The 26,497-nt window shown below is 50.0% G+C and carries 19 protein-coding genes; 2 read left to right on the top strand and 17 right to left on the bottom strand.

Going from position 1 to position 26,497, the window contains the following annotated elements; translation table 11 throughout:
- Positions 1-129: 129 nt before the first annotated feature.
- Positions 130-891, top strand: coding sequence for an IclR family transcriptional regulator (locus QZT18_RS14835; protein ID WP_294148784.1), 762 nt, complete (start codon positions 130-132; stop codon positions 889-891).
- A 62-nt stretch (positions 892-953) separates the two neighbouring features.
- Here QZT18_RS14835 and QZT18_RS14840 read toward each other — a convergent pair whose 3' ends face one another.
- From QZT18_RS14840 to QZT18_RS14880, 9 genes are all read right to left on the bottom strand, one after another.
- Positions 954-1,562, bottom strand: coding sequence for an NAD(P)H-dependent oxidoreductase subunit E (locus tag QZT18_RS14840; RefSeq protein ID WP_294148785.1), 609 nt, complete (start codon positions 1,560-1,562; stop codon positions 954-956).
- Positions 1,563-1,785: 223 nt separating this feature from the next.
- Complete coding sequence (gene nspC / locus QZT18_RS14845; RefSeq protein ID WP_294148788.1) at positions 1,786-2,937, bottom strand: carboxynorspermidine decarboxylase; 1,152 nt, start codon at positions 2,935-2,937, stop codon at positions 1,786-1,788.
- Positions 2,938-2,968: 31 nt separating this feature from the next.
- On the bottom strand, positions 2,969-4,171 hold the full coding sequence (locus QZT18_RS14850; protein WP_294148790.1) for a saccharopine dehydrogenase family protein: 1,203 nt from the start codon (positions 4,169-4,171) through the stop codon (positions 2,969-2,971).
- A 189-nt stretch (positions 4,172-4,360) separates the two neighbouring features.
- Positions 4,361-5,227: an agmatinase gene (speB, locus tag QZT18_RS14855; protein WP_294148792.1), complete on the bottom strand. Its 867-nt coding sequence runs from the start codon at positions 5,225-5,227 to the stop codon at positions 4,361-4,363.
- Entirely contained in the window at positions 5,208-6,068 is an 861-nt protein-coding gene (gene speE, locus QZT18_RS14860) for a polyamine aminopropyltransferase (RefSeq protein WP_294148793.1), read from the bottom strand. The genes speB and speE overlap by 20 nt, the downstream gene beginning before the upstream one ends.
- A gap of 30 nt (positions 6,069-6,098) precedes the next feature.
- Complete coding sequence (locus QZT18_RS14865) at positions 6,099-7,553, bottom strand: aminotransferase class I/II-fold pyridoxal phosphate-dependent enzyme (protein WP_294148795.1); 1,455 nt, start codon at positions 7,551-7,553, stop codon at positions 6,099-6,101.
- Between the two features lie 31 nt (positions 7,554-7,584).
- Positions 7,585-8,346, bottom strand: coding sequence for an adenosylmethionine decarboxylase (gene speD / locus QZT18_RS14870; protein ID WP_125142583.1), 762 nt, complete (start codon positions 8,344-8,346; stop codon positions 7,585-7,587).
- Positions 8,347-9,015: 669 nt separating this feature from the next.
- A complete protein-coding gene (locus QZT18_RS14875; RefSeq protein WP_294148796.1) occupies positions 9,016-9,591 on the bottom strand; it encodes a chromate transporter in 576 nt (191 codons plus the stop codon).
- Complete coding sequence (locus QZT18_RS14880; protein ID WP_125142581.1) at positions 9,588-10,154, bottom strand: chromate transporter; 567 nt, start codon at positions 10,152-10,154, stop codon at positions 9,588-9,590. The genes QZT18_RS14875 and QZT18_RS14880 overlap by 4 nt, the downstream gene beginning before the upstream one ends.
- Positions 10,155-10,348: 194 nt before the next feature.
- On the opposite strand from QZT18_RS14880, the gene QZT18_RS14885 reads away from it, so the two are divergent.
- Positions 10,349-11,269, top strand: coding sequence for a LysR family transcriptional regulator (locus QZT18_RS14885; protein ID WP_294148803.1), 921 nt, complete (start codon positions 10,349-10,351; stop codon positions 11,267-11,269).
- Positions 11,270-11,284: 15 nt separating this feature from the next.
- Here the strand turns inward: QZT18_RS14885 and QZT18_RS14890 are convergent, their stop codons facing one another.
- The 8 genes from QZT18_RS14890 to QZT18_RS14925 all read right to left on the bottom strand — a co-directional run bounded on the left by QZT18_RS14890 (position 11,285) and on the right by QZT18_RS14925 (position 26,255).
- The gene (locus QZT18_RS14890; RefSeq protein ID WP_294148805.1) at positions 11,285-12,082 is read right to left on the bottom strand and encodes a prolipoprotein diacylglyceryl transferase; all 798 of its coding nucleotides are present in this window, start codon (positions 12,080-12,082) and stop codon (positions 11,285-11,287) included.
- 194 nt (positions 12,083-12,276) lie between these two features.
- Positions 12,277-13,632, bottom strand: a complete 1,356-nt coding sequence (locus QZT18_RS14895) for an APC family permease (protein ID WP_294148806.1) — start codon at positions 13,630-13,632, stop codon at positions 12,277-12,279.
- Between the two features lie 57 nt (positions 13,633-13,689).
- Complete coding sequence (locus QZT18_RS14900; RefSeq protein WP_294148808.1) at positions 13,690-14,913, bottom strand: amidohydrolase; 1,224 nt, start codon at positions 14,911-14,913, stop codon at positions 13,690-13,692.
- Positions 14,914-15,094: 181 nt separating this feature from the next.
- Entirely contained in the window at positions 15,095-17,041 is a 1,947-nt protein-coding gene (locus QZT18_RS14905) for an AAA family ATPase (RefSeq protein ID WP_294148810.1), read from the bottom strand.
- 352 nt (positions 17,042-17,393) lie between these two features.
- Positions 17,394-20,768 carry an ATP-binding protein gene (locus tag QZT18_RS14910; protein ID WP_294148812.1) on the bottom strand — a complete coding sequence of 1,125 codons (3,375 nt, stop codon included), beginning with the start codon at positions 20,766-20,768 and terminating at the stop codon, positions 17,394-17,396.
- Positions 20,746-21,483 carry a DUF4194 domain-containing protein gene (locus QZT18_RS14915; protein WP_294148814.1) on the bottom strand — a complete coding sequence of 246 codons (738 nt, stop codon included), beginning with the start codon at positions 21,481-21,483 and terminating at the stop codon, positions 20,746-20,748. Before QZT18_RS14915 ends, QZT18_RS14910 begins: the two co-directional genes overlap by 23 nt.
- Complete coding sequence (locus tag QZT18_RS14920) at positions 21,480-22,865, bottom strand: Wadjet anti-phage system protein JetA family protein (RefSeq protein WP_294148816.1); 1,386 nt, start codon at positions 22,863-22,865, stop codon at positions 21,480-21,482. Before QZT18_RS14920 ends, QZT18_RS14915 begins: the two co-directional genes overlap by 4 nt.
- 111 nt (positions 22,866-22,976) lie before the next feature.
- A complete protein-coding gene (locus QZT18_RS14925) occupies positions 22,977-26,255 on the bottom strand; it encodes a response regulator (protein WP_294148818.1) in 3,279 nt (1,092 codons plus the stop codon).
- Between the last annotated feature and the right edge of the window lie 242 nt (positions 26,256-26,497).

The raw sequence follows: 26,497 nt of genomic DNA on the forward strand, positions 1-26,497 counted from the left end.
AAGCCCTTTATAAGTCAATTAAATTCGACATAATAAAACTAATTTTCGATAATGTCGAATATTCTCTTGTGTAACGGCCGAAAAAGGGATAAACTATAGAAAAGCAGGAAGGAAAAGGAGGATCAAAAAATGAGTCAGGAATATGGCGGCAGAACAATACAGTCGGTTCAGAGGGCCCTGGATATATTAGGTCTGTTTGATGAAGAGCACAGCGAATTTTCCCTGGGTGAAATCAGTGCACGGCTGGATTTGAACAAAAGCACGGCCCACGGGCTGATCAGTACGCTCTATCAAAACCGGTATCTTCAGCAGAAAAGTAACGGAAAGTATAAACTGGGGCAAATTTTTCTGGATAAGGTGGTCCTCGCCCGTGATAACAGCATATCCCATCTTAAGGAACTCATAAAACCATGTCTCGACAGAGTCTGTAGACGTTTTTCCGCCACATCGACCGGTTTTTTTTATGAAAATGAAAAGCTGTATCTGGCTTATCAGGCGGTTCCGGCGGAAGGCTATTATATTTCGGTCAATTTCAACGATCGGATGCCGTTATACTGCACCGCTTCGGGAAAAGTGCTGCTGGCATATCAAAGCGAAGCCGAGACGCGGCGCTATTTTACTCAAACAAAATTAAAGGCAATGACAGAGTACACCATTGTTAAAAAATCCGATTTGCTAAAAGAACTGGAATTGATCCGGGAGCAGGGGTACTCTTTTGAAAATCAGGAACATCAGATGGGCGCCGCAAGTCTGGCTGTGCCGTTATTCTGGAAAAACAGTTTCTACGGAACCTGCAGCGTGACAGGAATGATTTACTGGCTAGAGAAAAATAAAGAGGAAATTATAGCGGAACTGACGGAAACGGCAAAAAAAATAGAGGGCGCCGAGTAAGGCACCCTCACGGTCTGGTTCTTTGTATTCTTGTTCCTGCCAAAGCGTCTTCGAGCGTTTTCTTACTGCTCCGCTTTCAGCGTTTTAATCAGCTTTTTCACGTCACCGTTCCCACTCCCGGCATAAAGCCTGCCGTCCAGAAGAAAATTGGGAGCGGTCCTGCACTGTTTCAGGCAGTCTCTTGTTTCCAGGAGGATTTTCTTATCCGAGGACAATGCACCGGAGGAAGGAATTTTCCCCTTGATCCCAAGCTCCTTCTTTATCGTGTCCAGAAAATCTTTGTCTTCCCGGTGACAGTTTTTTCCCGTGCAGACGGTGAGGCGGTGCCGGTAGAGAGCCGGTTTCAGGCTTTTGTACAGCTTCATAATGCAGTCGATTACCGTCTCCTTCACCCCTGCCGCTTCCGCCGCCATCGCGCTGTGTTCGGGGGTAATGCAGCCGTAAAGCTCCTGTATCTCCTGCAGCATGGAAACAATGTTCTCCTGGGAGGAAGGGGATGTCATGCTGCTGTAATATCCCAGTATTTCCTTCAGCCCCTCCTCGCGCTTATCCGATATGGTTTCCCCAATCAAGCTTTCCCCGGCCAGGCTCCCCCCGGTCAAGTTTCTTCCGGCCAGGCTTTCTCCGGCCGCGCTTATCTTTGCCTCTGATTTTTTCTCCTGGTTTTTCATTTTGCTCTCACTCTCCTACTCATACTCCTGCCGCCGTCTCCGCATTACTGTAAGTTTGCATTGGGAGGACGACAGCCTGTTACGCTTTTCGCTTTTCGGATAGTATGGGCATAGTAAGGAATTTTTATCCTTTTGATACAGTTAAACAGCGCCTCACGTAACAACCCGCTCTGCTTATCGCGCCACAGCAGGCTCCGCTTATTTTGTCACGGCGGGCTCCGCTTTATGAAAGACGGTTTTTAAAATCTTCATAGCCAAACTCTTTTACCAGCCTCAAATTCCCTCCGGCATCCCTGAAGACGATGGACGGCAGCGGCATTCCGTTAAATGTATTATTTTTCACCATTGTATAAAGCGCCATGTCGCAGAAAATCACCTGCCCGCCCTCATCAAGCGGAGTGTCAAAGGAATAGTCCCCTATGACATCTCCGGCCAGGCAGGTTGGGCCGCCGAGGCGGTATGTATACTTCTTTTCCCCGGGTTCACCGCCGCCCCGTACCGGCGGGCGGTAGGGCATCTCCAGCACATCCGGCATATGGCAGGCGGCCGACGTGTCGAGAATCGCAATCTCCACTCCGTTTTCCATCCGTTCCAGAACCGTGGAAACGAGAAAACCGGCGTTCAATACAACGGCCTCCCCTGGCTCCAGATATACCTCCAGGCCGTATTTTTCCCTCAGCCTTTTAATCAGGCTTATCAGCTTTTCCCTGTCATAGTCCTGTCTCGTGATGTGATGGCCGCCGCCCAGGTTCAGCCATTTAAGACCGGACAGGTATGGACCGAACTTTTCTTCTACCGCCGCCAGCGTTATCTCCAACGCATCTGAATTCTGTTCACAGAGAGTGTGAAAATGGAAGCCGTCCAGAAGGGGCAGTATCCCGTTCTCAAAGTCTCCGGCGCTGCCTAGATTCTTCTTTACGGTACCCAGTCTGGAACCCGGGGAACAGGGATCGTAGATCGCATGTCCCTCCTGGGTTGAACACTCCGGATTTAAGCGGAGTCCTGCGGATTTTCCCGCCCGTTTCACCCTGTCCCCATATTTTTTTACCTGGGACGGTGAATTGAATACAACATGATCCGCGTACCGGAGGATTTCCTCAAACTCATCTTCCCTGTATGCCGCGGAAAATACATGGGTTTCGCCGCCAAATTCCTCGTGCCCCAGTCTGGCCTCAAAGAGGCCGCTGGCAGCCGAACCGGACAGGTATTTTTTCAGAAGCGGGTAGGCGTAAAACATGGAAAACGCCTTCTGCGCCAGCAGGATTTTACAGCCGGAACGCTCTGAAACGTCCTTTAAAATCTTCAGGTTTTCCGTTAACAGCGCCTCATCCACCAGATAATAGGGGGTTTTCAATTTTTGAATCCGGTTTTCCATCTGCCGTCTCTCCTTCATTGATGCTGCGTTCTCAGTCTACCAGTACAGGCTCATGAGATTCTTTCCAGGGCAGTCCCCATTTGTTCAGCGCCTCCATAAAGGGATCCGGATCAAATTCCTCAATATTGTAAACTCCCGGTTTCTGCCATGTTCCGTTCATGACCAGCATCGCGCCTATCATGGCCGGTACGCCGGTCGTGTAGGAAATTGCCTGGGAACCAACCTCTTTGTAACATTCCTGGTGATCGCAGATATTGTAAAGGTAATATTTCTTCTCTATTCCGTTCTTCTTTCCCTGGAAAATGCAGCCGATGTTGGTTTTTCCCACCGTGCGCGGGCCAAGGGAGGCCGGATCCGGAAGAACCGCTTTTAAGAACTGAAGGGGAACAATTTCCCTGCCCTCATACATAATCGGTTCAATGGAAGTCATTCCTACGTTTTCAAGGCATTTCAAGTGGGTCAGATAGCTCTGTCCGAAGGTCATAAAGAAACGGATCCGTTTGATGCCGGGCATATTTAACGCCAGGGACTCGATCTCCTCATGATGCAGCAGATACATATCCTTTTCACCGACGCCTTCGAAGTCATAAACTCTCTTAATCTCCATCGGCTCTGTCTCCACCCAGTGTCCGTCCTCCCAGTAGGAACCTTTGGCCGATACCTCGCGGATGTTGATTTCCGGGTTAAAGTTGGTGGCAAACGGATAACCGTGGTCGCCGCCGTTGCAGTCCAGGATATCGATATAATTAATCTCATCAAATTCATGTTTCAGCGCATATGCGGAAAATACACCCGTTACTCCGGGATCGAAGCCGCTTCCAAGCAGAGCGGTGATGCCCGCTTTTTCAAACTTCTCCCTGTATTCCCACTGCCATTTGTACTCAAATTTGGCCGTATCCTCGGGTTCGTAGTTGGCCGTATCAATATAGTGGGTTTTCGTTTCCAGGCAGGCGTCCATAATCGCCAGATCCTGATATGGCAGAGCCAGGTTCAGCACCATGTCCGGTTTGTATGATTCAATGAGGGCAACCAGTTCCTCCACGTTTGCCGCGTCCACCTGCGCGGTCTCGATTTCCGTCTTTGTTTTTCCCGCCAGCTTCTCTTTTAACGCATCGCATTTTGACTTTGTACGGCTCGCAATGCAGATTGATTCAAATACTTCGCTGTTCTGGCAGCATTTCTGGATGGCCACAGATGCTACGCCGCCGCAGCCGATAATTAACGCTCTTCCCATGATAAATCCTCCCTTTTCTGATTATTGTCTGTTCTGTTTATTGTCCTGTTCTTGTTATTGCCTGTTCTTGTTATTACCTGTTCTTGCTGTTGCCTGTTCTTGCTATTGCCATTTCTTGCTGTTGCCTGTTCTTGCTATTGCCATTTCTTGCTATTGCCATTTCTTGCTGTTGTCTGTTTTATCCCGGGTCTAACGCCGTCCCGACAGGGCAATCAGCATTTCCCTGACGATTTTACATGCGGCTGCGGTTGACGCTCCGGATGCATCGAGCATTGGAGCCAGTTCATTGACATCACAGCCGACCACCCTGGCGTTCCCGCAGACCAGAGTTACGGCCCTGCGGAGCTCGTCAAAGCTCACGCCTCCCGGCTCCGGCGTTCCCGTTCCGGGAAATACCGACGGATCCATTACATCGAGATCCACGGTAAAGTATACGGGACTTCCTTCCAGCTCTTTTAAAGTCTCTCCGATGTCTTCTTCCCTGAGTGTAAAGGGAACCGTTTTTACGTGTCCGCGTCCCCAGTTCCACTCTTCCCTGTCTCCGGAACGGATTCCAAACTGGAAAATACGGCCGTCCCCCACCAGTTCGTGGCACCGCCTGATAACGCAGGCGTGGGAAAGCTCTGCCCCCAGATACTCGTCCCTCAGATCAGCGTGTGCATCGAAATGAATGATACAGAGATCCGGATATCTTTTCTTTGCCGCCCTGACGGCTGCCAGAGTTACCAGATGTTCGCCGCCGATTAGAAACGGCAGTTTTCCATCCTGAAGTATCCCGTCCGCCCTTTGTTCCAAATCCGCAAGGGCGGCCCCTGTATTACCGAAACTGAGTTCCAAATCCCCGCTGTCAAACACGGAACAGTCTAAAAGATCCCGGTCCTGATAAGGAGAATAACTCTCCAGGCCGTATGATTCCGACCTCACCGCCCTGGACCCGAAGCGGGCGCCGGGCCGGTAGGAGGTGGTGGAATCAAAGGGAGCGCCGTAAAGCACGATCCCGGCCTCCTCATAGGCTGCATCGCAGGCCAGAAAATTCTCAATATTTGCCTTCAACATCTTCTAACATCTCCTCTACGTACGCGGGCAGATAAAACGCGCCCTTATGAAGTGTGGTGGTATAGTAGCGGCACTGTAAGCCCCGCATATTCCATTTCGTCTCATTTAAATCCTTAAGCGGATGGTATTTTTTAGACGCAAAGCCGAACAGCCAGTGGCCCGACGGATAGGTCGGGATGTGGGCCTGGTAAACGCGGCTGATGGGAAATGATTCCACAATCCGTTTATGCGCCCGTTTGCACGCCTCCGCATCGTCATCATAGAAGGGGCTCTCATGCTGGTTCACCATGATGCCGTCCTCTTTTAGGGCCTTATAACAGTTTCCGTAAAATTCCCTTGTAAAAAGTCCTTCTCCCGGACCAAAGGGGTCCGTGGAATCCACGATAATCAGATCGTATCTGTTCTCACAGCCCCGGATGAATTTCAGCCCGTCTTCATAGTGGATGGCAAGTCTTTCGTCATCCAGGCGGCAGGCCGTTTTCGGAAGATATTTCCTGCATACCTCCACCACAAGGGGATCGATCTCCACCATATCGATATGCTCGATCTCGTGATACCTGGTCAGTTCCCGGATCACGCCGCCGTCCCCGGCTCCGATCACAAGCGCCTGTTTTACCGACGGATGGACGGCCATCGGCACATGGGTAATCATCTCGTGGTAGATAAATTCATCTTTTTCCGTCAGCATCATATATCCGTCCAGCGTGAGAAAACGGCCGAACTCCGGTGAATCGAAAACATCGATACGCTGGAATTCACTCTTGCCGCTGTAGAGCTGCCGGTCCACCCGGATCGACAGTTTCACGTTCGGCGTATGTTTTTCAGAAAACCAAAAATTCATTTTATTCCCCTTTCGATTTAAAATTCCTCTTTATACCCCTCTCAGCACGTTCAGTCTCTCGATCCGGGCATCCTCCGGTCCGGTCATCGAACAGCCCTTATCCTTTGCATACTGTATGTAATCGATTATCTCACCCGTAATCTGCTCTCCCGGCGTCAGAATCGGAATTCCCGGCGGATAGCACATGACAAATTCACTGCATATCCTCCCGGCCGTGTCTCCGAGCGGCAGGGATTCCTTATCTGCGTAGAATGCCTCCTGCGGTGACAGAATCACCACGGGATCGATATAGTCGTAATCCATCAGACTTGCCTTGTCACGGCTGAACCGGCGCCGTATCTCCGAAAGCGCGCTCACGAGGCGCTCCACCTCCCTCTGCCGGTCTCCGATGGAAAGGTAAGCCAGGATGTTGCCGAGATCGCCGAATTCGATCTGGATATCATACTCATCCCTCAGCAGGTCGTAGACCTCGATGCCCGCCAGGCCGATATCCCTGGTGTGTACGGAAAGCTTCGTCACATCAAAGTCGTAAATACTGTCCCCATTAACAAGCTCCCTGCTGTAGGCATAATAGCCGCCAATCCTGTTTATCTCATCCCTGGCATATCCGGCCATTTCGATTACCTTCCCAAATGCCTCCCTGCCTCTCAGTGCCAGGTTCCTCCTGGAAATATCGAGGCTTGACAGCAGAAGGTAGGAACCGCTTGTCGTCTGGGTCAGATTGATAATCTGCCTCACATAACCGGCCGGCATCGCAGGGCCTGTTAAGAGCAGGGAGCTCTGGGTCAGGCTCCCGCCGGACTTGTGCATGGAGATAGCCGCCATATCCGCGCCAGCCGCCATGGCCGGCACCGGCAGTCCTTCCCCAAAATAGAAGTGGGTTCCGTGGGCTTCGTCTGCCAGACAGAGCATCCCATGTTCATGCGCCAGCCGGGCAATGGAACGCAGATCGGAACAGATTCCGTAGTAGGTCGGGTTATTGACAAACACGGCCTTTGCATCCGGATTTTCTTCAATGGCCTTCCTGACGTCCGAAAGACGCATTCCCAGCGGAATTCCCAGTCTCTTGTCCCCGGCCGGGTTCACATAGACCGGCACGGCTCCGCACAGTACAAGCGCTCCCATCACACTGCGGTGGGCATTCCTGGGAAGGATGATCTTCTCCCCCCTCTTTACGGAGGCCAGCACCATACTCTGGACCGCCGATGTTGTGCCTCCCACCATCAGGAATGCATGGGCGGCGCCAAACGCCTCCGCGGCCAGCCGCTCCGCGTCGGCGATGACGGATACGGGGTGGCACAGATTGTCGAGGGGTTTCATCGAATTGACGTCCATCTGCATACACGTCTCCCCGAGCAGGGCCGTCAGTTCCGGGTTCCCCCTTCCCCTCTTGTGTCCCGGCACGTCGAAGGGCACAACTCTCATTTTTTGAAATTTTTCCAGCGCCTCATAGATGGGCGCCCTCTCCTGGGAAAGCTCCGTCATTTTCCATTTCCTCCCTGGTTCCGTCTTTTTGTTAATAAATATTGCGTCCGCTGAAAATCTCAATCATTTCCCGTCGCAGGCTGTCCATGATGGCAAGTCTGGTTCTCGGCGGAAGCTCATAAACATCCGTTTTAAACAGATAATTCTGCAAGTCTATGTCTTTCACCATCATCTTTGTGTGGAAAAGATTGGCCTCGTAGACATTGATATCCACCACATCGTATCTGCGCAGCGTCTCCTCCGCAATATAATCCTGGATGGACTTGACGCGGTGATCCATAAACAGCTTTCTGCCGTCCATATCCCTCGTGAATCCGCGGACACGATAATCCATTGTGATGATATCCGAATCAAAGGAACCGATCAGGTAATCGAGCGTGGACAGCGGCGTAATCTCCCCGCAGGTGGCCACGTCGATATCCACGCGGAAGGTAGCCAGGCACGTTTCCGGATGGTATTCCGGATAGGTGTGGACCGTCACATGGCTTTTGTCGAGATGGGCCACCTGTGTCTCTCTCCCCACCGGGACCATGGAGCCCTCGGCTATCAGAAGCGTCACGGACGCCCCCTGCGGCTCATAGTCCTGCTGGGAAATGTTTAACACGGTCGCTCCAATCATATCCGTCAGCGTCGTCAGGATTCCGGTCAGACGGTCGGAATTATACTGTTCGTCGATATAGGCTATGTAATCCTTCTGCTCCCTGGGCGTTTTGGCGTAACAGACATCATAAATATTAAAACTGAGGGCTTTTGTCAGGTTATTAAAACCGTATAATTTTAGCTTCTGATCCATCTTCTCTCCTCCTGTTTCGTTACTGTTCACTCCGTACACAGTAACCTTAAACCCGTTTCCCCGTTCCAGGGTAATCGATCAAAGAATCCCGCCAGCGGGATTCCTGCGCTGCCGCGCGGTTGCTTCAGCAACTATTTACCTCTGTGCGGCATGTGCATCCTCGCGCGGGTGCGCATCCTGCCCGGAGGTTTTTTTATATCATAGGAACACTTTTCTATGATTAAAAAAGCGCAAGTAATGTGTCACCATCACTTGCGCATAATCTCAGTCTTTGTTCGATTTTCCTGGGTCCGCCGGGTATACTCCCGCCGTATCATAATTTTTAATACACCCTTCCCGGGCGTTGTCACGATTCAGGAAAACTTAGATTTTCAGAGTCTATATAGCAAATATTTTACTTTTACCACTCTTATTGACCGTTTCACAAGTTGATGTGCATCATCGCACCGGTTGTAAAGTAACCAACTTATAAAATTTGAGCTTCTAACTCAATCAATAAGGCAACGAAAGTTGCCGCTCGGCATTTGACCCGGCTGTCCGTATGGCCTCTACCCGTCTTCGGCGGGTGGTCAAGAATATTTGCATGGATGACTCATCCAAAAAAATCATCATTTCCCATGTCGCGAGTATCATATCATTTTTTGTGGGGTGAAGTCAAGTAAAAAATTTTCAACTAAATATCACACGCCCTCCAAAATAAAAGCCAATCTGAATCACTCCCGCCAACACCATCACTGTTACCGGATTCATGTGTTTCCACCTGAGCAAAAATACCGCTATACAGAAAATCACCACCGCCTGAACCTTCAGGTTTGAGAGAACAATCGCTCCCTGCTCCCCGAAGAAAGCGGTAATCATGATAGAGAGTCCGGCCGCCCCGATCAGGGATACCACGGCAGGGCGAAGGGAATTCAGGATTCCCTGAAGAAGCGTCATTTTCCTGTATTTCATATAAATCCATGCGATGGCCGACACGATAATGCAGGAGGGCAGGATACAGCCGAAGGTTGCGCAGAGAGCGCCCTTAAAACCCGCTATCTTAAGGCCGACAAAGGTTGCCGAGTTGATGGCGATGGGACCGGGCGTCATCTGGGATATCGTGACTAAATCGGTAAATTCCCCCAGGCTGAGCCACCGGTGCAAATCCACGACCTGTGCCTGGATTAGGGGCATCGCAGCATATCCGCCGCCGAAACTGAACGCGCCAATCTGAAGGAAACTGAGAAAAAGCTGTAAATAAATCATGATGCCTTTCCTCCCTTCTGTGAGACTACCGTCCTCACGGCGCCGAAAATGCCGCAGGCCAATATAATGTAAACCGCGCTGATATTAAGAAAATACACGGCAATGAACGACAGAACCATTATCAGGATGGAAATATAACTTTTCCCCCTCACAATACCCTCGCCCATATCGTAAACAACGGAAGCGATTACCGCTCCGACTCCGGCCTGCATGCCCTGGAGCATCAGGGCGATATAGAGGTTATCGCGAAACGCCGTATAAAACATCGATACCACCGACAGGATGACAAAAGGCGGGGTCACGGTTCCCAGTATGGACATTAAAAGCCCGGGGACACCGGCCAGCTTATATCCTACGACTATTGCCCCATTGACTGCAATCGGTCCCGGAGCAGACTGGGCGATGGCTACCAGATCCAGCATCTCCTCCTCGTCGATCCAGTGATATTCATCTACAAATTTCTTCTTCATCAGTGTGATGATGACATACCCTCCTCCGAAAGTAAAAGCGCTCAGATAGAGCGTGGAAATAAACAGTTTCCAGATTACTTTCTTCTTTTCCATTTCCCTTTCCTCCCTTGTTTTACATCCGTTTACCGTTCACGCTGTACCCGGAAGCTATGCCTGTGCGGCTTATTTACTCGAATTATACCCGTTCTTGATTTATTTGTAAAATACTATTATTATATAATATAGATAATTAATTCATTATGTATTTAAAACGATATGCCGCCCCCCCCGATAGAAAGGAAGACAGTATGACGCTCCGCCACATCCGAATTTTCGTCACCGTATATCAATGCGAAAGCATCACAAAAGCCGCCGCGAAACTGCATTTGGCACAGCCTTCCGTGAGTCTCGCCATCAGTGAGCTGGAAGAATATTACGGACTCCGCCTTTTTGACCGTATGGCAAGGCGTATCTATATAACGGAGGCCGGCCGCCAGTTCTACAGCTATGCCCTTCACATCTCCTCCCTTTTCGACGAGATGGAAAAGGGAATGAAGAAGTCGGGATCCACCGGTACTCTGAGAGTCGGCGCAGGTATTACCATCGGCTCCCGTCTGCTTCCGGAGCTTCTGGTACGTTTCAGGGAACAGCATCCCGATTTCAGGGTGAAGGCTCTTATAAAAAATTATTCGGCCGTCGAGGAGGCGCTTCTGTCCAATCAGATCGACTTTGCGCTGGTGGAAGGTTCCCCCTCCGCCCCGCAGTTCGTCGACATCCCATTTATGAAAGACCGTCTCTGTCTCCTCTGCGGCCCTTCACACCCACTTGCAAAAAAAAACTGCGTCCTGCCGGATGAACTTCTGCCCTATGATTTTCTGATGCGTGAGACGGGCAGCGCAACCAGCGAAATTGTCAAAAGCCTCTGCTCTCTCCACGGCCTGAAGATTACTCCCGCCTGGGAGAGCGCCAGTAACGAGGCCATCATTGAAGCCCTCAAAAAAAACCTGGGGATCACAATCCTCCCCAGGCTTGTCGTCCAGAAAGATTTATTAAGCGGCGCCCTCAAAGAGGTCGGCCTCAAAAACATCAATCTGGAACGCATCTTTTCAATTCTTTACCATAAAAACAAATATCTGCCGGAAGTGGCGCGTGAATTCATTGCCTTCTGCTCCGTTACCGCAGAGGAACTCTGCCGTGACGACGCCGTGACGAAACTTCCGCCCTGTTAAAAACTTCCCGGCCGCTTACTGCTGCTCTTTGCTGTTTCCCGCCGCAGCCCCGGCTGTGCTCTCCTTTTTGAACTTCGGGCTGGCGATAAACAGAATCACGCCTGCCGCAAAGATGAAAATGGAGATAAACTGGGAGGTGGAGAACGTGCCCACCGAACCGCGTATCAGGTCTCCCCTGAAATATTCGAGAACAAAACGTCCCGCGCTGTAGCAAATCAGATACAGAGCCGATACCTGCCCCGGCGCTTTCGCCCGCTTTGCAAACAGAAGCAGGATAATGCAGTGTACGAAATTAAGTCCGCTGGAAATCAACTGGGTCGGCAGAAGCGGCACCCCGTTGGGTGCAAAGGCCGAATTCGTAAACACGATGGAAATCGGGCTGTCCACCTGGATACCATAGCAGCATCCGGCAAGATAACATCCAATTCTTCCCAGTCCCTGCGCCAGTGCAACCGCCGGCATAACCAGGTCAAAATACCGGAAAAATGAAATCTTGTAAACGCGTGAAAACAGGAAGCCTCCAAAAATTCCTCCGATAATTCCTCCGTAAACCACAAAACCATCCCCAAAATCCAGAAGCAGCTTTGGGTTTTTAACGATATCGTCAAATATTGTGATGTAATACAGCAGCTTTGCACTGATAAGCCCGGACACAATTACCCACAGAGCCAGGGAAATAATCTTTTCACTGTCAAGCCCCTGTTTCTGCGCCCTGTGTTCCGTCATAAAATAAGCAGCCACAAAGCCCAGCCCTATCATGAGGCCGTATCCGTGTATCGTGACGCCGCCGATTGTAAGCAAGTCGTTATGCATATTGTCCTCCGTTCGTGTATTGATGCGGTATTGTCCGCATTCCGGCCATGTAAAAACACCGGTAATACAGGTGTGTAATTCTTGCATCGGACATTAGTATAACTTTTTTTCAGGGTTACCGCAACGGATATGTAGTTTTTTTCAGAGAAATTTAATAAAAAAGGGGGAAAAGGGGACTGTCTTGTATATCTCTCCTATTTTTCAGGGTCCGGCAGCTCATAGCTGACTTCTACGTTTACCTTGCCGCTGCCATACCTTACCTTGCCAAAGATAAATGCAAACGCCACCACCGCCAGATTCGCCAGCAGCAACGGTAACGGCAGCTCGATCGACGACATGAACCCGGAGAAGATGATTACGGCCAAATCTAGGAGGCCGATTGCTTTTAAGGCTGCATCACTGACGTAAAAATCCGACTTTTTCCAGGCTTCGGGCATTACTTTGGGTAATCTCAACAGGCTCAGTACAATCATAAATTTTGTAATGGAACCGACCGTAATGGTTATATCGCTGATCACTCCGATGTCAAAATCCAATACAATCGGCACAAATCCGATAATATAGTAGATACCTAATAAAATGATGGGCGTTCTAAATTTAGGGTGCAGTCTTGCAAGTGATAACGGGTACCAGCCGTCGTTGCATGCCTGCATTAACGGTTTGGTACAGGCTGCGATAGAGCTGTTTAATGTCGTGATCAGCGCCATCCATGCACCTCCGATGACAAAGAGATAGTAAAGGGGTCTGGACAGGATCGTTCCTGCCACGAGTGTGAGCGGCTGGTTTGCAACCTGTTCGACCGGAAGGACACCTGCAGCCACAACACCCAGTAAGCCGTAAAAAACAGCAATGCCTAATGTTGACAGCAGCATGACCCTTGGAATATCCTTTGTCGGGTTTTTGGCTTCCGCGCTCATTGAGGTTACCCCTTGAGCGCCGTCGCATGTGTAACTCATCAGAATAGCCGCTCTCCACAGTCCGCGGACTCCTCCCGTCATCCAGCTGCTTTTCTCAAAGTAATCCGGCTCCAGGCGGGTAAGCCCGATTACCGTAAATATCGTCAGAGATATGATTAACAGTGCTACCGCCAGGGTTTGAAATTTTGCAAAGGCGTTGACGCCAAAGACATTGATTACAAACAGCAGGGTCAATATGCCGAGCGCTATGGCTTTTCTTGTGAACCAGGGGAGAAACGGCATTGCATAATCGGCAAATGAAAGGGCATACATGGACAGTGTGACACTGGTAAGCAGGGAAATCATGGAATAGGTTCCCGTCCATCTTGCCCCGAGCAATGTCCCGACCATTGAATAATCGCCGCCTCTGAACCTTGCAACTGAATTAAGAAAGATCTGGGGTGACCTTGCTAATAACGTGATGAAACCGCCTATAATAAAAGCGACAAATATAGAACGGCCTGTGCGGGCTATGCCGATTCCCGTCAGGGACATGATGCCTGAACCTATGATGGAGCCGGTAGCGATTGCCATTAAATCCCAAAAACCTAAAACCCGTTTCAAATCTTTCGTGGATGTCAATTTTTCCGACATGACTTACTCCTTTCCTTAAACGCACCAGAGAACTGGATATGCGAAATTCCGATTTTTTTATTCTTTATAATTTTTCTTGAACTCGGCTTTGATTTTATTCAGTTCCACCGGATTTGTTCCGATTCGGAATCCGGTAAGCGCCATAAGCTTGCCTGCCAGGATACTCTGGTCGACAGGAAAGTCATTTCCCGTTATCGCGGCTGTTTCGTCTGCATGGCCAACGGGCGCCGGCTCATCCTCTTTCACGATGGGGAATGTAATTTCCACGCTTGGTATCTTATAAGCCACGCACCCTAAGTCGGATGACGCTTTCGGCAAAGCGCCGAATGAGAATCTGGATTCATCAATTCCAAGGTCCGGAGCATATTGTGCCGCCAGCCGGTATAAAAAGGGAACCGGCGTGGCACAGTACCACGGCGCATCCCACTGATAAACCGCGGTCGTATCCGTCATCAGTTCGGCGCCCTTGATAACGTTATCAACTCTTTTCATAAGTGCATTCAGCTCTGCGGAATCATTCGTCCTGAGTTCCACATTCAGGGTCGCAAGATCCGGAACAGAATTAGCGGCAGTCCCGCCTTTGGATATAATATAATGGATTCTGTTTGTTTCCGGCATATGTTCCCTTAAGAACTCCAGCCCCACGGTTGTAAGAATCACCGCATCTAAGGCGCTTCTTCCCTTTTCCGGCGATGAAGAGGCGTGGGAGGACCGGCCTTTAAAGGTGAGCCAGTTATCATGAGTAGGCCATACAATGGCTTTTCCCGTCACCTCAGATCCCCAATCCGAGCCATAATGGCTGGCAAGCATAATATCCACCTCATCCATATACCCGCCCTCCAGAATATAATGCTTGGAGCCTTCCAGCTCTTCCGCAGGAGTTCCATATACGACAACCGTTCCCGTTGACTGAAATACCTCTTTTAACCCCAATGCCGCGGCAAATCCTGCGGAAGCAATCAGATTGTGGCCGCAGGCATGCCCATTTGGCAAAGCGTCATATTCCAGTATGATCCCAATCGTCGGGCCGCCTTCTTTTCCTTTCAATATGGCTTTAAATGCGGTCGGCATCTCGATTTCCCGGTCAAACTTGGGATGTCTCCCCAACAGCCCTCTTTGCACCTCAAACCCTTCCTTTTCCAGTTCATCCATCAACAGAGCGGAAGAATGAAACTCTTCCCAGCCTACCTCTTTAAATTCCCATATTTTCTTGCCGATACGGTGAATCCTTTCTCTGTTGCGGTCGATGGCCTCCAGCATTTGTTTTTCTTCAAGATTCATTTTTACCCTGCCCTCCATTTATTAATTGTGATATTGTTCCTCAGCCACCGCATTTCAGTGACTTAGCTTCCATTATAATTTTGTGCCGTTAAAAAAGCGTTAATAGAAACGGCATTTTGAAAAACATCACAAAAAAGGCTACAGATTTCCGAAAAAATCTGTAACCTATAAGTCTTCCCTGTTATCCCTGTTTATTATCCTGAGAGTTCCGCAGCATATCCGCCCGTTTTACATCCCCGCTACATTCATAATGGCGTATTGTAAACGGAAGCAGCTCCGGCCATCTTTCCCCATCCCTTTGACTTTCATAGGATTCGGCAACGGCATGATGCCATAGTCGTCTTTTTCCCAAAGAAAGGTGCTGATATACATAGTCTCTATAAAACCGGTGCCTGAATTTGTAAACGATATAGCCATCTTTCGTCTTTTCCATTACAAAGCGTGTCATTAAAAGCTGTTCCAGCACTTCGATCAGCTCCATCCGCTCTATTTCCACCAATAATTCCAGTTCTTCCAGCTCCGCGTACTCCACATAGATGGACAGGGCATCCAATACCTTTCTCTGCTGCTTTGTAAGTTCATCAAGCCATAGCTGAATCAGCCTGTCTATCCTTGGCAGCGGTCTGTCATCCTTCCATCCCTCCTGACGGATCAGATTCAGTGTATCCATCAGCACCAGAGGGTTTCCTTCCGTACGCAGGAAAATCTCATGGGCACTGATTCCGGCCTCTCTGCATCCCTGCAACGACCCCTTCATAATTTCCTCCGTTTCCTCCTCCGTGAAGCACGAAAGGGGGAGGGCTGTAATGATATCCCGCTCACTCAGCGCCACGAGAAGCCCACGGATATCCTGCTCTCCATCGATACGGTAAGTTGCTATCATGTATACCTGGCGGTTGCCCAGTTCTATCATGATTCGCTGAAGAAGCCGCTGACTGGCTGCGTCCATCCACTGAAGACTGTCAAAGTATAGAATAATTTTCCACTGTTCGGCCAGTTCCTTTAACAGATTAAGGACCTCGTTCTCCAGCGCTGTATAACTCAAATACTCCCGTTCTCCGACGCGGACCGCCTCGGGATTCTCCGCCGCCATACCTGCCAGTACGGGATGAATCAGCCTGGCGCTGTTCCCGGACAAATGAATTTTCCCTTCGTTGTGAAGGTTTTCAAGCTGTTTAAAAAGATCCCTCCATGATTTCAGAGGAAAATCAGCTTCCGCGCTGTAACAATGTGATACAAGCTCCAAGATCCCCGCCTCGCGGTTCATCTCATAAATCTGCTGCATCAGCGCGGTCTTTCCGACTCCCACCTCGCCTTCAATCACAACCGACGCGGTTGGTTCATGGTTCAGAAACCAGAAAATCCGTTCGTCAATATACTGAAGTTCCTTCAGCCGACCGAAAAAATACTCCCTGTGATCCGGCTTCCGTTTCAGTGATACTTCTTTGCGGTGGAACAGCGTCCTGAACAGTAATTCCACCTCATGCGAAGGTTCTTCCTCCAAATCCTTCCGAAGACACTTTGCATATTCATGATACAGTTGGATTCCCAAATCATATTTCTCCGCCTGCATATAACATTTCATTCCGGTCAGAACCATTTCCTCATCCCATGGTTTCCAATACTTCCATGTGTCAATCAGGCGGCACAGACGCGGTACCTCACGGCAGAGCGAAGATTCTTTAAGCTGTGTCTTTATATAGTCAAGACACCTGGAAAGCTGAAGATGCCTCTTATTCTCTACCCAGTTTTCAAACTCCGGGCAGTCTTTCAGATAGAAGAAATCCAAAAACTTCTCCTGATAAAAAGCAAACTCCGCATCGGATGCATCCCATTCCGTCCGGATTCCGGCTTTGGGATTCAGCTCCAGGGTATTTTTCCCCTGCTGAACAATGACCTCACTGCCAAGACAGCGCCTTATTTGAAAAAGAGCCTGCCTCAAATTCTTCCGCCCGGAAGCTTCGTCACCGGCTCCCCAGAAAACAGAGATCAATTCATCACGGTTGACCTTTTTCTCCACACAGAGATAATAGAAAATTCCTTCTGCTTTACGATAAGGAAAATGAACGGCATCCCCCTCATAAAAAACCCCCGGCACTCCGAGAAGTGTCACCTGATATCCAGACACAGCGGCTCCTCCCCTAATATATCAAATAATATAACTTAAAACCCAGCGGCTCCTCAGCATTTTCTTATTAACGCATCTTCATTGCCAGCCTGCCATTGTCTCCCACATATCCGCCCCAGCCGGGGTCCGGGGTTATGGGCCCCTCCGCGTCTTCAGTCCCGCCGGTAAACTTCCCGGGGAATACGGAGAAAAACTTTCCGCAGGGGACCTTGGAGCCCGTCGGTGCTTAGCGAGGTCCCTTCGAGCTTAGCATCCGTTGTGCGCTCCACAAGCGAAAGCGAGTCCCCGTAGGAATTTTTTTCTCCGGATTCCCACCCGCGACTACTACCCTCGGGACTGAAGACTAACCCCCTCACTTTTCCACCATCCCAAACAGTTTCGGCATCTCCTCCCTCTCAAACTCCTGGATGGAAATCGCCTTTTTATTCGGATTGGCAAACACAAATGTCTTATTCACATTCTCCACGTAATTCTGTATCTTATCATTGGTGGCGCTTATGATGGCCTGAAAGCCCAGGTCACGGATTAACTGGATACAGCTGGCCACTTTTTCCGCATCCATTTTTGAAAATGCCTCGTCCAGCACCACGAGACGGATCGTCGGATTTCTTCTGAGTTTCGGAGAAATGCCGATGCGGTAGGCCTGGGCAAAGCTTGCAAGGAGCGCTACATACAGCGGGTTCTGCCCCTCTCCGCCCGAGTTTTTCCGTATCATCTTACTGAGCTGCAGCTTCATGACGCCGTCGTCGTTTCTGATGATCTGCTGCATATCAAAGGAGAGGTAGGTGCGGTAATCCGCATATTTATCCATGTTTCTTCTGGCTTCCTCCATCTCCTCGGCCGACGCGTTTTCCGGCGGGATGAAGATGCTTATCAGTTCGTTAATCTGTTCTCCATACTGGTTTTCATGCTCCATTGTAAAGAAGTTGAGCTGGTTTTCAAAGGACTGGCTGAGCTTCGAGGGATTGATCTCCAGAGCTTCATCCATAAACATATCGTAGAAACGGCCGTCCGCCCCCTTGTTTTTCCCAATGACAAACTGATATTTGTCCTTTCCAAAGTTCAGGCTGCTGATAATCCGGTTGAGTTCGTCCTTGCGGCCGATGGCCTCGCCGATGGCGCTGCGGATTTTATACATAAAATCGTCTTTGAAACGCTCCACCGCCGTCTTTGCCTGCTCCGCGGCCGCCTCCCTGTAATGTTCCAGATTGTCACAGCCGAGTGTGACAAGCAGCTTTTCATACGCCTCATTATTTCTCACGCTGGGTGAAAAATTCCTGTTTGGATACCGTTTCAGGTAAGCGAGACGCTCAGACAGCAGAATATCAAACGCCTGATCCCTGGCTTCCGCTGCCGAACCGGCCTGTCCCTTGAAATAATCCCTTAGCTTGTCGTAATTCGGGTTGTCACGTTTGGAGAGGAGCTCGCGAAGCTGCTCTTCCAGTGTCTTTTCTTCTTTGAAATTGCGCTCCCTGTCGGAAAGTTCTCCCTGTTTCCAGACGGCCTCTTTCTTTAACCGTGTCAATTCCTCCTGGCTCCGGTTCGTCTGCCGGTCGATCTCACGCAATTCTTCTTCCTTACCGGATCTCAGGGCCTCAACAGCCTCTCTTTCCTTCTCCCACTCGTCAATGTTCTGCTCCTTCATTTTCCGGAGCTTTTCTTTAAGCTGGTTTTGCTCTCTTGTCTTTATCTTTAGCTGCCTGATGTCTTCAAGCCATTCCAGGTAAGTGTCCGCACTGCTCTCCATCTTTTCAAGCTCCAGGATGCGGCTGCATTCCTTCTGCAGTTCTTCCTGCGGCGTTCTCTCCGTGCGGCAGAGCGTGATCTCCTCCTCCAGCAGCCTGATTCTCTTTTTCACGCTGGCTTTTCCAATATAGGCGAATTTTGTATAGTGGTCTGGATTTACAAACTGCAGGCGTAAATTGTGGTAAAGCATGCAGTCGGGCGTGATTCCAGTCCTGTTTTTACGCAGTTCCTCTATGGTGCGGCATTTAATAACCTTTCCGAGAAGCATGTCGATGTATGGCCTTAAATAATCCTCCCTGACGAGAACTTCCTCCGACAGGGCGTTTTCAAAGACATGAGGTGTGATTTCCGCCGCTTTCTCCGTATCGAGGACCGCTACGTTCCAGTATTCTTTTCGGTCCAGTTCCCCGTATATTTCCATTGCCGTTTTCGCATAGGCGGGCGGCACGACAAGAGACAGCTTGTTTCCGGCCAGATAGCCCTCCACGGCATTTCTCCACTCGTCGCTTTTAACGTCCAGAAGATCGGAAAGGACATAAACTTCCACCTGTTTTTTCCGTTCCTCAAATAACCTCTTTTTAATGTAGGAACGGGCATTTTCCAGGTATTTGGGGTATGCTTTTCCTCCGGCCCGGAGCTTCTCCAGCTCTTCCCCGGCCTGTTTTTCCCTCTTTACCAGTTCGCGGATAGCGGATCCGGCCTCCTGCTTCTGCCTGGCAACGTCTTCCCTCGTCTCTTCCACAGAACTTTTCAGCCGTTCAAGAACGGCCCTGTCAATGGAGCGGGCCTCGAATTCCTCTATATCCCAGATGGTCTGGTTGGATGTGACATCCTCATCCACCCAGGCCTTTAACCCGGCGGCCGTCCTCTGCCACCTGTCCTCACTTTTCATAAGACGCTCCAGGAGTTCGTTCATCCCCTTAAGCTTCTCCTTCAGTTCATCATAACCGGTGGAAGAAATCTGGCGGAGGAGTTCATCGCTCTTTGCCTTAAGCGCCGCAATCTGGCTTTTTACCTGCTGCCCCGTCTCCTCCTGTTTTCGCAGATCAAATGCAGTCTGTTCCATCCGGTCCGACAGTCCGGCCACCTGGATGCGCAGATCCAGAATCTCCATCTTATCCATGTAATAGGTGTTTTTCCGGATCAGTTCTTCCTGTGCCTCCACCGCCCTGTATTTCTCAGAAAGGGCCTTCAGCTCCTCAATTTCCCGGCAGGTATCCTCTATCTTTTTTCTCATTCTGCCGTACTGCATGACGCTCTCCTGCATATCCTCAATGTGGATATCCTGCTCCATGCAGATATATTCCTTTACAAAATCCTCCAGCTTGATATTCATCCTGAAGGGAATCGCCCGTTTGAAAAGCAGGGGGAATTTTTCCTGGTCGAGGCCTCCCAGATACACATCATAGAGTATCCGGCGGAACCTCTCGTTGTGGGAGGTATAAAAGCACTCTTCTTTGCCGTAGGAACTGTTAAGTCTCTCCTCCACCTCGGCGATGGTCATGGCCCGTTCGCCCGTCCGGTAACCGTCTTCCCACAGCGGCCCCTTATGCCAGAAAAATTTTCTTGAAATCTCATTCGTGGATGTCTCCACGTCAAATACGATACCAACACACTGGCAGTCCTGTGTGTCCGTCCTCTTCAGTTCCAGGACTATGGTCGTAGAGAAATTCCGGTTTCTTAAATAGGCAAACTCATTATTTTCTCCGATATTCACCATGCCTCTGAGGTATTCAATCAGGCTCCGGTCCGAATCATCCGCGGCGGCCTTGTTGAAAAATCCCCTTCCGTCCGTATTGGCGTACAGCACAATCTGCATTGCATCGATTACGGTGGATTTACCGCTCCCGGAATGACCGGTAAAAAAATTGATCTCCTCGCTGAAAGAGAGGGTTTTCCTGCTGATATAATGCCAGTTATTCAGGCAAATGCGGGAAAGCGCCACAAAACGGTCCGCGTCATTCCTCGTCTGCTGTGTCATCCTGCTCCTCCTCTTGCGTACTGTCTGTCCATCCCGGTTCCGAACCGGACTCCTCCGTCCACGATACCGTTTCCGCCTCTATTTCCGATTCTGGTTCTGAGCTCGGTTCTGAGCCCGGTTCCTCTTCCATAAATGATTCCAGAAGTTCCCTGACATCGTCCCCCATCAGCACCACATTGATGCAGGGGTAAACGATCAGCCTGCTGCTTCCCTTTAAATCATCTAAAAGCTCGAGAGGCTCTATAATCTGGTATTTTTTAAGCAGGGTTACGGCTCTTTTAATATCGGTTGGGGAAGGCTGCTTTTTAAAAAGGCGGTAGCTCCCCAGTTTCTCATGCATCTCTCCCAGCGTCGTGTAGACATTTACGCTGGTGGACACGCTCTCCATCTGTTCGTCGTAAATCAGTTTCAGAATCAGCAGGTACAGGGTGGCAAGCCTCGGCAGCTTATCTCCCACCAGCGTTTCTCCCTGGATATAGATCACGCCGAGCTGGCTGTTTTCACAGACAGAGATGCCGCTGATTGAAAAATAGAGCCGTATGAATTCCAGATGCTTGTTGCAGAGCCTGAAATCACGGTTATACTGGAACCGTCCCGTCCGCCTGTCGTATTTGCGTTCCAGGATAAAGGTCTGGCGGAGCAGAAGACGGATGGAGTCCGTGACCTCCTTCTGCTCTTCCCCCATCAGACCGTCAAAATACGGAATTTCTGTCATTTGTCCCTCCTTACAAATACCAGCTTCGGATAGCGGTATCTGCCGTTGTCTATCAGTTCGGCCTCTTCCTCCTCCACATGGTACAGACTTTTCTGTCTGGTGGAGTAATCATAGGCCAGGATCAGTTTCTCAAATTCTTCATCATTTGTAACCGTCTTCTCTCCCACTTCCATCTTTCCCGAGACGGCGCGCTGTGTGATAAAGTTCTCTATCTCGGCGCGGCTGTAACGGCTCTTTACACGGTTCAAGTTGAGTATTTCCTCCGTCGTCAGCTCTTTTTCTTCCTCGTCCGGCTCCAGGTTCTTTGCAAAATCCGCCTTCACCCTTCTCCGTTTATAGAGCGAGCCCTCCGACAGGATATTCATCTGGGACAGATTCATCCTGCTGCCGATTTGAACCAGTTTTTCTTCCTGTCCGCCGTCGTCCGACAGATGGTTGAGCAGGCGGATAATCAGGCCCTTTGTATTGTCCTCCTGGTTCAATAGGTAGTTTAACCTCGTCACGGTGGCTCTCACATATCTGGAATGCTCCTTATCCATATTGGAAATCCTGCGCTCGATGTCATCGAAACCTCTCTCAATCTGGCTCAGTATCTCCTGGATTTCGGTGAGCTTTTCTTCATCCACTGCGCCGTCGTCCGATACCGCCCCTCCGCCCTTTCGCACAAGGTTTTCAAGCCAGCGGCCGTCCTCCCTCATCTCTGCAATCCAGAACTTGATGTCGTTTTTATACAGATAAAAGTTGTCCGATGTCTTAAGAATGTGGTATTTCTTCCTGACGATCTCCTCCACATAGCCCTCCAGGTGATCTTTTAACAGGTTTCCATAGGTCTTCTGCTCCAGGAGGCCTGCAAAAAATTTATCCATGTTATGCAGCATGTCCTGAAGCGTCTTATTGAGCCTTTTCGTGTTGATAAGCGCAGTATTTAACAGGCTTAAGCCCGCTCTCTTATCATTCTTAAGGGAAAACAGAATTGCATAGATATTCTGAATATAGATCTGAGTTTCGTCTTCCTCATCGTTCAAAAGCTTTCCGAATGCATCCAGCATGACGGCCGCGTAATCGGGGATTACAATATTGGCCGTCATGGACGCATAATCGTCTACTTTCCTGAGCCAGCCTGCACGGAGCAGCCAGTTAAGGACTCTGGTCGCCGGCGGTTCCAGCGTATCCAGATCGTCCTCCATCTCATCCTGCCAAATCACATACTTTTTGCGGGCAAAGTGTTCACCCAGAATCCGTATGCAGGCCTCCCTGCTCAGAAAATAGTTGCTGTATTCGTATTCTTCGCTTATTTTCAGCAATGCCTCTATGTAGATGGGCCGGTTGACGGAGCGGAATAGGCCCCAAAACCGGTCCGGTATTTCATTCATCAGTTTCATCTTCCGCCTCCGCTGTCTTTCGCCATCACACCTCGTTATTATACCGCATTATAGTGCCGCGTTATTGTACCGAGTTATCATGCCGCGGTATAATGCCGTGTTTACCCTGCCTTAATTCTCCAGGGATTTAAGCGCCGCAAGGAGCACCGAGAGATCGAGCGGTTTCACAAGATATCCGTTCATTCCCGCTTCCATGGCCTGGCACCTGTCTTCCTCGAACGCGTTGGCCGTCATAGCCAGAATCGGAACGGTCGCCGCATCTCTTCTATCCATGGAACGGATGGCTCTCGTAGCCTCTAACCCGTTCATTACAGGCATTCTAATATCCATCAGCACCGCGAAAAAGCTGTTTTCCGGCGACGCCTTAAATGTCTCCACCGCGTTTTGTCCGTCTGCCGCCGTCACGATGCAGAGACCGTGCATTTCCAGAAGCGATTTTGCAATCTCCAGGTTCAGTTCATTATCTTCCACCAGGAGAATCTTCTTTCCAAGGAATTCACTCTCCACGGCCTGTTTGCTCAGGCCGGCACTGCGGCCCGCCCGAAACTTTGTAAATGTTTCGTACACCGATGCCCGAAACAGCGGTTTAGAGATAAAGTAATCCGCTCCCGCCGCCCTGGCTTCCGCCTCAATGCTGCTCCAGTCATAGGCGGAAATGATAATGATCATCGTGTTCGGCCCCGTAAGTTCCCTGATGCGGCTGACCGTCTCAATGCCGTCCATCTCCGGCATTCTCCAGTCGATCATCGCCACGTCAAACATCCACCCTGCCACCAGGGCTTTTTCCACTTCCTCCACCGCTTTGATCCCGGAATTTACAAACACGGTACCCGCGCCGATTCCATCCAGAATCGCTGCCGCCTGCTCGCCTATGTATTCGTCGTCATCCGCAATCAGGACCTTCATTTCCTTTAACAGTTCCCTTGTCTTGCGTTCTTTTTCCCTTTCCTCATCATCATGAAGAAGGCCGAAGGGAAGTCTGACCGTAAAACGGCTTCCCTCATTCTTCCTGCTCTCTGCCTTAATGTCTCCGCCCATCAGGTTGACAAGGTTATACACGATCGACAGGCCAAGACCGCTGCCAATCTTGTTTCTCGCACTGTCCGCCGTTTCCTGTTCAAAAGGCTGGTAAAGCTTCTCCAGAAACTCCGCAGACATGCCGATTCCCGTATCGCTGACGGAGATTTTGAGTATGGCAAAACCATTGACGCGTTTTTCTTCTTCTATCTCTATCCGGATTTTCCCGCCGGCCATTGTAAATTTCACTGCATTGGACAGCAGATTCATCAAGATCTGTTTAAGCCGCAGGGAATCGCCGATATAGTAGCGTTCCAGCGGATCCTTGTGGTGAATCTCATAGTCAATTCCGCGCTCCAGGGACTGCGGGAAAATGATAGAGTTGATCTCGGCTATCATTTCAATGAAATCAAAGGTTTCACTGGACAGCGTCATCTTCCCCGTCTCGATCTTGGACATATCGAGAATATCGTTGAGCAGCGACAAGAGGTATCTGGATGAGGTGTCAATCTTATCAAAGCAGTCCTTCACTCGGATCGGATCCTCAATTTTCAGTTTGCCGATAGTGCTCATTCCAATGATCGCATTCATCGGCGTCCTGATATCATGGCTCATTCTGGACAGGAAGTCGGACTTGGCATTATTGGCCGCCTTTGCCGCCGCCAGGGCGTCCCTCAAAAGCTGTTCCTGTTTCGCCGTCTCCGCCCTCTGGGCATCCAGCAGTTTAATCATCCTGATGGCAATCATATCCCCGCTCACGGAATTTTCCACGAAAATCAGATGCGAAGAAATCCAGTGATACTGTTCGTCGGAGCCCATCTGGCGATACTCCAGGTATACCTCCTTCTCGCCGTCCGAAAACTTCTGAATCATATTTTCCCTGGAAAACGTCCTTAGATAGTCTTCCCTGTATGCGGGATAAGTCCGGCTGCTGCTCTCCAAAAGCATCTCATCATAGCTGCCGCACCGGTTGATCGTGTATGCATTCTGTTCTTCCACAAAGCAGTCATAGTAATCTCTGGTCAGGTTTACCCTCATAATCAACGGATATGCCGTACAGATAGCGGCGCGCAGCGACTGGTTCTCGATCAGCCTCTGCTTTTCCGCTTCCAGTTCAATCCGTTTAGTCTCGGTGATATCGGTAAATACCGCCTGGATTACCTCCTCGCCGTCCGCATTGACAATCCGGCCCATCGTGACATTGACCCAGACCTGTTCCCCATTCTGTTTTCGGCTCTCTCTCGTGTAAGCCGCCACATCCCCCCACAGGGTCAGGGACTCCGCCGTCTTCATGACCCAGTCCATATCTTTGCCCAGCACCATCTGGAACGGTGTTTCAATATGGTTTCTGTACTCCTCCTCCGAGGCATAGCCGTAAAATTCCCAAGCCGTCCTGTTTACGCTGACAAGCCGGTGAGAGGGGTCCGTCGTAAACTGAAGAATTCCGCAGGGAACCGTATTGTAAAGCTGGGTGAGAAATCTCGCCGTCCGCTCAACCTCTCTGGACGCCTTCTCGATTTTCAGCTCATTCTGCTTCTTTTCCGTTATATCGGTGATAAAACTGTAGAGGACATCATCGCCCTGGTCAAATACCTTTTTCCCGAGATCGGCAACCCAGATGACGCTCCCGTCTTTTCTGATAATACGGTATTCCGTGTAATAAGAGTCTCCCCGGTTAAGATCTTCGCCGATTTCCGTTCTTACTGCGGCAAAATCTTCGGGCAGAATAAAGTTCTTACAGCAGTTGTCCGTTGCATCGGCATATTCCGTCTGACTGCCGTAGCCCAGCATCTGGCAGAGGCTTGGGCTTACCCAACGAGTGGAGAACCTGTCGTCGTTCAAACAAACCTGCATTCCTCCGGGAAGCTGTTCAAGCATCAGTTCTATCTGGCGATCCCTCTGGTTTAATATCTCCTGAAGCTGCTCGTAGGACTCCTTTGCAGCCGCCACCGGAAAGAGCTCATCGTCCTTCACATCGCCATAGGAAGCCGAGTGGTGAAGGTGCACAAGCCAGAGTTTTCCATTCTCCCTGCGGTAGATGAAAGTCGCTCTCTGGTGGAGCTTCATATACATCCTGGTTCCCTCCACCGACTCCACCCATCCCGCGCTTTCACAGAAATAACAGTTCTCAGCCAATTCCCGCACGATAAATGTCTCATCATACATCTCACATGGAATCATATCGCCTTTTCCGGCACGGAAGGCCTCCGCCACTGCTTCACGTCCCTCCGCCTTCATCTTCTCGCCTGCCCCGATCCACACAATGTCCGGCGCAAATTTAGATATCAGAAATTCCATATCAGATTCACAAAAATATTTATGCAGTATCTCTTTTGTCAAATCCCTTATTTCTTTCAGGATTTCATCTTTCATTTAACTCCCCTTCTCCTGGAACGGTGGCCTGTTCGCTCATTTTTATCCAATATAAGATTATATCAGAATTAGAGACTCAGGTAAAGGCAAAGACGGGGATTTCATTGAGAAATGAGAACGCAGCCGGGACGGCCTGGGGGCGGAATGGGGAGGGGAGGTTATGAGTCTTCAGTCCCGGTTTACAGGGTGTCGCGGGTGGGGAATCCGGGAGAAAAAATTCCTGCGGGGACCCGCTCCCGCTT

Origin of the sequence: uncultured Clostridium sp. (genome assembly GCF_900547735.1) — a bacterium.
Classification (GTDB): Bacteria; Bacillota; Clostridia; order Lachnospirales; family Lachnospiraceae; genus Otoolea.